This is a genomic window from Peptacetobacter sp. (genome assembly GCF_029264495.1).
Classification (GTDB): domain Bacteria; phylum Bacillota; class Clostridia; order Peptostreptococcales; family Peptostreptococcaceae; genus Peptacetobacter.
Map to the genome: position 1 here is coordinate 1 of NZ_JARIBH010000083.1, position 8,379 is coordinate 8,379.

Sequence of the window (8,379 nt, forward strand, 5' to 3'; positions counted from 1 at the left end):
AAATCAAAGAACTTAACCCAAAATAATTCCTACATTACCTTAAACTTATTTTTTACAGTCATAAGAATAATCTTGTTTTTTAGAACTTAATTTCTTCACATCTTTAGGATAAAATCCCTTATATTTCTTAAAATATGTTGTAAATTTACTATGAGAAGAATATCCTACAGCTTTTGCAACATCACCAATCTCAAGAGAAGTAGTTAAAAGCAATGTTTCTGCGATATTCATTCTTTTTCTTTGGGTATACTCTGTTATACTCATATTATATTTCTGTTTAAATAGATTTTTCATTTTAGTACCACTCATCATAGCTATTTTTTCTAGTAATTCTTGAGATAAATCAAAAGAATAGTGATCATTGATATAATTAGCTACATTTTCAATAGCTTCATCATCAACTTTAGAAATAGCTTTTTTTTCTATTTTATTAAGACAAGAGTCTATAATTATACTAAACCATTCCTTAGCTTTAGATTCAAAAAATATTTCTAATGCAGGAGAATTCATATTACAATTTAAAATTTCATTTGAAATTTTTTCTAGAGGTTTTATTATACGCTCTCTTGTATCATAAAATATTTCACATATATCAATATTTTTTATTTCATTATGATTTTCTACATAGTCTTTAAAAATTTTGTCTTTAAAAGTTATGCCAACACTCAAAAATGGAAAGTTAGCATGCATTAAAAATCTACAATTTTTATTTTTAGAAGTATCAACTACATACAAAGTGTGGGAAGTTAAATATTGATAAGGAGAAAAGCCCTCACCATTTCCAGAAATTATATAAGATGATGATAATGAAAAAAGGTGGCTCATATCAGAAGTAAAGTTTATTAAGAACTCTTTTTTTATAAAGAAATCATGAATATTAATTATAAAAGAATCAGTTTCATAATACCAATATAATCCGTCCATATCTTCATTATGAATGCAAAAAGTACTTCCAATAGAAGGATATTTACAACTATTTTTACATAATTTAAACCCTAAACTTTTTATTAAAGAATCAAAATTTTCCATAAAATACCTCTCAATCTCCCAATTAGACATTATCCCAATTAGACATTATTAACTAGGGATTATTGTAACATATCTATGTAAATGCTACAATAATTACAGAAAAAATTAAATTAATTAATTTAAATGTCTAATAAGAATAAATTTATAATAGGAGGTAAGGATATGTTTAAAGTATATAAAAAGTTGATAAATTATGCACCAGAAAAGAAATACTATATATTATTTACAATAATATTTTCTATGTCTTCAGCTATACTTCAAGTTAGTGCGTTTTATTTTATATATTTATTTTTAGAAAAATTAGTATTGACGCATGATATGCTTACTGCTAAGTACTATGCTTTTAAGATAGCAGGATTATTTATTCTAGCAGGATTATTATATTTCTTTTCACTCATACTATCTCATATATTTGCTTTTAGATTAGAAACTAATCTTAGAAAATATGGTATTGATGGACTCACTAAAGCTAGTTTTAAATTCTTTGATGTAAATTCATCTGGTAAAATAAGAAAATTTATTGATGATAATGCTTCACAGACACATATGGCAGTGGCTCATTTAATTCCAGATAGTTCTGGAGCATTTTGTATGCCAATACTAATTATAGCAGTTGGATTTTTTATAAGCATTAGAGTAGGAATAATACTTTTATTACTCAGTTTGTTAAGTGGATTATCTATGAAGCTTATGATTGGAGAAAAAAAATTTTTGAAAATTTATCAAACTTCACTAGAAAATTTAAGTGAAGAAACAGTTGAATATGTAAGAGGAATGCAAATTATAAAAATATTTGGGGTTGATGTTAGAAATTTTAAAGCTTTAAATGAATCTATAAAAAATTATGCTAAATATGCATTAGATTATTCTCTAAGTTGTAAAAAACCATATGTATCATTCCAAGTAATATTTTTAAGTATAATGAGTGTATTAATTCCTATTGTTGCAGCGGCTAAAATTCTTTATAATGAGCCGCAAATTTTATCTCTTGAGTTGATAATGATTATTATTTTAAGTGGAGCTATATTTTTACAGATAACAAAGGTAATGTACATATCAATGTACATATTCCAAGCAGATGACGCTATTTCAAAATTAGAAAATCTTTATAAAAGTATGCAAGAAGATTCTCTTACATTTGGAACAGAAACAGAATTTGAATCTCATAATATAAAGTTTGAAAATGTTAGTTTTGGATATAATGAGGAGAAATTAATATTTGAAAAGTTAAATTTTGAACTAGAAGAAGGAAAATCATATGCATTAGTAGGTCCTAGTGGAAGTGGAAAATCTACAATAGCAAAGTTAATATCAGGATTTTACAATGTAAATGATGGACAGATAAAATTAGGAAATAAAAATATAACTGATTACTCAAAAGAAGCTCTTATATCAGAAATATCATTTGTTTTTCAAGATTCAAAACTTTTCAAAAAAAGTATTTATGAAAATGTTCTAATAGCAAAAAAAGATGCTACAAGAGAAGAAGTTTTAAATGCTATGAAGTTAGCTGGATGTGATAGTATACTTGAAAAATTTGATGAAAGAGAAAATACACTTATAGGTTCTAAAGGAGTATATTTATCAGGTGGAGAAAAACAGAGAATAGCAATAGCAAGAGCAATATTAAAAGATTCAAAAATAGTTATATTTGATGAAGCTAGTGCATCTATAGATGCCGATAGTGAATATGAATTACAAAAAGCATTTTCAAATCTTATGAAAAATAAAACAGTTATAATGATTGCTCATAGGCTGACAACTATAAAAAATGTTGATGAAATCTTAGTTTTAGAAAACGGAAAAATTATTGAAAGAGGAACAGATAAACAATTGATGCAAAAAGATACTTTGTATAAACATCTTCAAGATACATATAAATTAGCAAATGAATGGAGGGTTACAAATGAAGGAATATCTTAAAAAAAGACTAGCTTTAACAGATCAAGGCTCAAAAGATTTAATAAAAGCAAGTATACTTTGTTTTTTAACCTTTTTTGTTAATATGTTTCCAGCTATGTTTCTAATGTTTTTCTTAGATGGACTAATAGCAGATAATCTACAAAATTCAATTGTCTATTGTTTAATTGGAATAATAATTTTTGTTGTAATGTTTTTCTTTTTAAGCAAAGAATATAATGCTTTATACAATGGGACATATAAAGAAAGTGAGAATTTAAGAATAGATATTGCTAGAAGACTTAGAGAATTACCTTTATCGTATTTTTCAAAGCATGATTTAAGTGATCTAGCTCAGACTATTATGAGTGATGTAGCAGGAATAGAACACGCTTTATCTCATACAGTTGCAAAGTGTATGGGATTTATAGGTTTCTTTATAATTATGATAATTTTATTGATAGGTAGCAATTTAAAATTAGGTTTATGTGTAGTTATTCCTATACTATCTTATTTTGCTATTATGTTTTTATCAAAAAAATTACAGGTTAAAGGAAATTTAAAATATTATAAAAAATTAAGAGCAAATTCAGAAAGTTTTCAAGAAGCAATAGAGTTACAACAAGAAATCAAAAGTTTTGGATTAAGTGATGAAATAAAAGATAAATTAAATAAAGAAGTTGAGGAAGGAGAAAAAGTACATTTTTCAGCTGAAATAGCAGGAGCTTTAGTAAGTTCTATATCATCTATAATATTATATTTACCATTAGTATTAATTGTTATATTAGGTTCGAATATGCTTTTAAGTAAAGAGATAAATATTTTATATTTTATTGGATATTTTATAGTTGCCATTAAAATAAAGGAATTAACAGAAGGTATAGGATTAAATATAGTAGAGTTATTTTATATAGATGCTATGATAAATCGTATAAATGAAATTAGAGATTTTAAAACTCAAGAAGGAGAAGATTCTGAAATATCAAACTATGATATAGAATTAAAAAATGTTTCTTTTTCATATGATGAAAATACAAAAGTTCTTGACGATATAACTTTTACAGCAAAACAAAATGAAGTAACAGCTTTAGTTGGTAAGAGTGGTTGTGGAAAGACAAGTATATTAAGATTAGTATCAAGACTTTATGATTATGATAATGGATCAATAAATATATCGGGTAAAGATATAAAAACAATATCTACAAAATCATTATTTGAAAAAATATCAATTGTATTTCAAGATGTAACATTATTTAATACTTCTATCTTAGAAAATATTAGAATAGGAAATATTAATGCTACAGATGAAGAGATAAAAAAAGCAGCAAAATTAGCCAACTGTGAAGAATTTATTGAAAAACTTCCTAATGGATACGATACTTTTATAGGAGAAAATGGAGTAAGTCTTTCAGGAGGAGAAAGACAAAGATTATCTATAGCAAGAGCATTTTTAAAAAATGCACCTATTATAATACTCGACGAAATTTCTGCATCATTAGATGTTGATAATGAAAATAAGATACAAGAGAGTTTAAATAAACTTATAAATAATAAAACAGTACTTATAATTTCTCATAGGCTTAAATCTATAGAAAATGTAGATAAAATAGTAGTTATAGATAATGGAAAGGTAGAAAGTGAGGGAACTCACGAAGAGCTTATATATAAATCTAAAATATATAAAGATTTAATGGAGAAAACTTCATTAGCAGAGAAATTTGAATATTAAAAGGAGAAAAAATATTATGGACAATAATAAATTAAACGTAAAAGATTTAATCAACATAGGATTATTTTCAGTACTTATATTTATCGCACTATTTGCAGGAGGAATGCTTGGATTTATACCTGTATTAATGACAATAGTACCATTTGTTTCTGGGGTAGTAGCAGGACCTGTTTATATGCTTTATTCTACAAAAATTCACAAAAAAGGTATGCTTTTTACACAACAGATGATATTAGCATTAGTTTTTGTAGCAAGTGGACATGGACCTTGGATAATTTTAACATCAATAGTAGCGGGTATTTTAGGAGAGTATATTCTTAAAAAAGGAGAATATAAAAGTATTAATTATGCAAGAAAAGCTTTTTCAGTAGCAGCAATTTATTTTATGGGGAATTGGATTCCAGTATTTTTAACTAGAGATGCATTTATCAAACAATTAATAGATACAGGATATGGAATAGAATATGCAAATAAATTAATAAGTGTTTTACCTAATTGGTCATTTATTCCATTAATTTTATCAGGTGTAGTTGGGACATACATAGGTTGTAGTATAGGTATAAAAATGCTTAAAAAACATTTTGTAAAAGCAGGGATGATTGCGGAGGTATAAATCTTGAGAGATAAAGTTATTAAAATTGACTTTAGAACAAAGTTAGCTATGACAGTAGTTCTTTCATATATTTTATTACTTGGAAATCTACAGCAAAAGTTTTTACCAATAGCAATATTTGCATCTGCATTACCATATTTCTTTTTAATGATGGAAAAAGAATATAAAACGGTAGTAAAAGGGTTTATACTTATATTAATCGCACTATTTATTCAAGTATATTATATGGGAAGAATTGGAGGATTACTTAATTCACTATTTTTATTTATATCTATGATTGTTCTTAAAATGTTACCAGGACTTATGATGGGAAAATATGCATTAACAAGTACAAATATGAGTGAAATAACTATCTCTATGAAAAAAATGAAATTTCCAGATGAAATGATAATACCAATTACAGTAATGGCTAGATTTTTCCAAACAGTAAAAGAAGATTACTCTCAAATAAAATCAGCAATGTATTTACATGGACTTACAATAAGAAAACTTATTTTCCATCCAATAAAATTTGTAGAGTATAGAATAATACCTTTACTTATGATTTTGACAAAAACTGCTGATGATATTTCTATTTCAGCTATGACAAGAGGTATGCAGGTCAATAAAAAAAGAACGTATTTGTATGATAGTAAATTTTGTATATTTGATTATATTTGTTTCTCTATAATAATCATACTTATAAGTTTTTATATAGGAGGGAAATATGCTTAATATTAAAAATTTAAATCTATCATATGAAGGGAAAAACATTTTAGAAGATATAAACCTCGAAATAAAAGAAGGAGAAGTATTTGTATTAACTGGTTTTTCTGGCACTGGAAAAAGTAGTATTATAAAAATATTAAATGGAATAATACCTGAAATGAGTGGAGGGAAAATTTCTGGAGAAATAATTTTAAATGGAGAATCAATACATGATAAAAACATTTCACAAAGGAGTAAGTATGTATCTACAGTATTTCAAAATCCTAAAACTCAATTTTATTGTTTAGAATCAACAGATGAAATTGCGTTCCCATTAGAAAATAGAAATATAGATAGAGAAGTGATTTTTGAAAAAATAGATACATATACAAAACTTCTAAACACAGAAAAACTTATGGATAAAAATATCTTTTCTTTATCAGGTGGAGAAAAACAATTAGTAGCTATCACAAGTGTAGTAGCTATGGATAATAAAATATATCTATTTGATGAACCATCGGCGTCACTAGACCATGAGTCTATAGGACTTTTAAAAAAAGCCATATTAAAATTAAAAAAAATGGGGAAAATAGTTATAATAGCAGAGCATAGACTTTATTATTTAATGGATATTTTAGATACTTTAGCTATAATTTCCGATAAGAAAATATCAACTTTTTCAAAAGAAGATTTAAAAAAAGATGATTTCAAAGAAAAAATAAAAAAAGAGTATATATTAAGATCATTTAAAGAAATACCAAAAAATAAATTAATTTCAAGTAATTATAAAAAAATAAATCTATTGCAAAATGACAATTTACTAGAAAAAAATAATGTTTTAAAATGTTTAGATTTTCAGGTTAAATTTGATAAAGAGAAAATAATTAATACAAGTGTTGGATTTGAAGATGGAATTAATTTTATAATAGGTGAAAATGGTGTTGGAAAATCAACATTTATTAAAAGATTATCAAATATATATAAAGGTAAAGGAAAGACTTTTTATAAAGAAAGTTATGTAAAAAAATCTTATGATTATATTTCTATGGTTATGCAAGATGTAAATTATCAGATATTCACAGAATCAGTATGGTCTGAAATATCAATAGTCAGTGATGATAAGGATAAAAAGGAAAAAATATTAAAAGAATTAGATTTATATGATAAAAAAGATTTTCATCCACAGATTTTATCTGGTGGAGAAAAACAAAGGCTGATGATTGCCCTTGCAAAAGCAAGTAAAAAACCGATTGTCATATTAGATGAGCCTACAAGTGGACTTTGTAAAAAACAATTATTATCTATGGTTAATTATTTAAAAGAAATGAAAGATGAAGGAAAAATTGTAATCGTTATAACTCATGATTATGAATTTATTAGCCTATGTGGTGGAAATATTTATGAGTTTGTAAGATAAAAGTAAAGGTTATAAATTATATTTTAATTTATAACCTTTTTTATTTATTAATCTAATTTATTATCCTAGTAAAATTATACTTATAATAGGAATAGAAACAACTGAAAATAAAGTTGTGAAAAATACTGCTTGAGATGCTAAAGAAACATCTGAACCATATTCATTAGCCATAATAGCTGTATTTGCAGCAGATGGCATAGCAGAAATAACTACTGGTATTGCCATAATAATAGAATCAAAACTAAAAGGTTTTAAAGCCATAAATACTGCAACTGGTATTATAATTAATCTTAAAATTGATAATATATACATATCAAATCTTTTAAAACATTCCACAGCAGAAGAACCAGCTAACATAGATCCGATAACAACCATTGAAAGAGGAGTTGTAACATCACCTAAAAGTTCTAATGGCTTGTTTATAAATACAGGAAGTTTTACCCTCATAACAAATAATATAAGTCCTATAAAAACGGCTATCATAGATGGATTAATCATAGATTTAAAAGAGAATTTTGCTTTTTTATTTCCTTTTGATAAAAAATACACTCCTAGCGTAAAACATAAAAAATTAAAAGGAAGATTAAATATAGCTGTATAAAAAATAGCTTGTTTACCAAGTACTGCTTCTACAACAGGATACCCCATAAATCCACAATTGGAAAATACAAGTGCATACTGAAAAATTCCGAGTTTAGAATCAGATTTAATAAAAAATTTCAGACAAAAAGCTATTAAAGTAGAAACTCCAAACATAATTATCGATACAAAAAGTAAAGAAATAATTTTGGGAACCATAGTTTTGTCGAATTGTATTTGCATAGCAGTTATAATCATTGCTGGTAAAAATATATTCATAACAAGAGAGGACATCTTAGAAGTTGAAGATTCGTCGAGAAGTCCTGATTTTCTTACAAAATATCCTATCAATATAATTATAAATAATGCCGCAACCTGAACAAATATATTTTGAAAACTCAATAACATCACCCCTAAAATTAAAAT

Annotated in this window: 7 protein-coding genes; 5 read left to right on the forward strand and 2 right to left on the reverse strand. The window is 25.4% G+C overall.

Annotated elements, in window-relative coordinates:
• Window positions 1-45 precede the first annotated feature (45 nt).
• A complete protein-coding gene (locus Q1J78_RS08330; protein ID WP_300277167.1) occupies window positions 46-1,029 on the reverse strand; it encodes a helix-turn-helix domain-containing protein in 984 nt (327 codons plus the stop codon).
• Between the two features lie 162 nt (window positions 1,030-1,191).
• On the opposite strand from Q1J78_RS08330, the gene Q1J78_RS08335 reads away from it, so the two are divergent.
• From Q1J78_RS08335 to Q1J78_RS08355, 5 genes are read left to right on the forward strand one after another with little or no spacing between them, the layout of a single operon-like run.
• A complete protein-coding gene (locus tag Q1J78_RS08335; RefSeq protein WP_300277170.1) occupies window positions 1,192-2,952 on the forward strand; it encodes an ABC transporter ATP-binding protein in 1,761 nt (586 codons plus the stop codon).
• Window positions 2,936-4,657 carry an ABC transporter ATP-binding protein gene (locus Q1J78_RS08340; RefSeq protein WP_300277173.1) on the forward strand — a complete coding sequence of 574 codons (1,722 nt, stop codon included), beginning with the start codon at window positions 2,936-2,938 and terminating at the stop codon, window positions 4,655-4,657. Before Q1J78_RS08335 ends, Q1J78_RS08340 begins: the two co-directional genes overlap by 17 nt.
• Window positions 4,658-4,673: 16 nt before the next feature.
• Window positions 4,674-5,270, forward strand: coding sequence for an MptD family putative ECF transporter S component (locus Q1J78_RS08345; protein WP_300277176.1), 597 nt, complete (start codon window positions 4,674-4,676; stop codon window positions 5,268-5,270).
• 3 nt (window positions 5,271-5,273) lie between these two features.
• Window positions 5,274-5,984 (forward strand): energy-coupling factor transporter transmembrane component T, encoded by a 711-nt coding sequence (locus Q1J78_RS08350; RefSeq protein ID WP_300277179.1) that lies wholly within the window; start codon window positions 5,274-5,276, stop codon window positions 5,982-5,984.
• Complete coding sequence (locus Q1J78_RS08355) at window positions 5,977-7,374, forward strand: ATP-binding cassette domain-containing protein (protein ID WP_300277182.1); 1,398 nt, start codon at window positions 5,977-5,979, stop codon at window positions 7,372-7,374. Before Q1J78_RS08350 ends, Q1J78_RS08355 begins: the two co-directional genes overlap by 8 nt.
• Before the next feature lie 60 nt (window positions 7,375-7,434).
• On the opposite strand, the gene Q1J78_RS08360 is transcribed toward Q1J78_RS08355, so the two are convergent.
• Window positions 7,435-8,379 (reverse strand): AEC family transporter (locus tag Q1J78_RS08360; protein WP_300277185.1); only part of this gene is annotated, 945 nt, incomplete at its 5' end.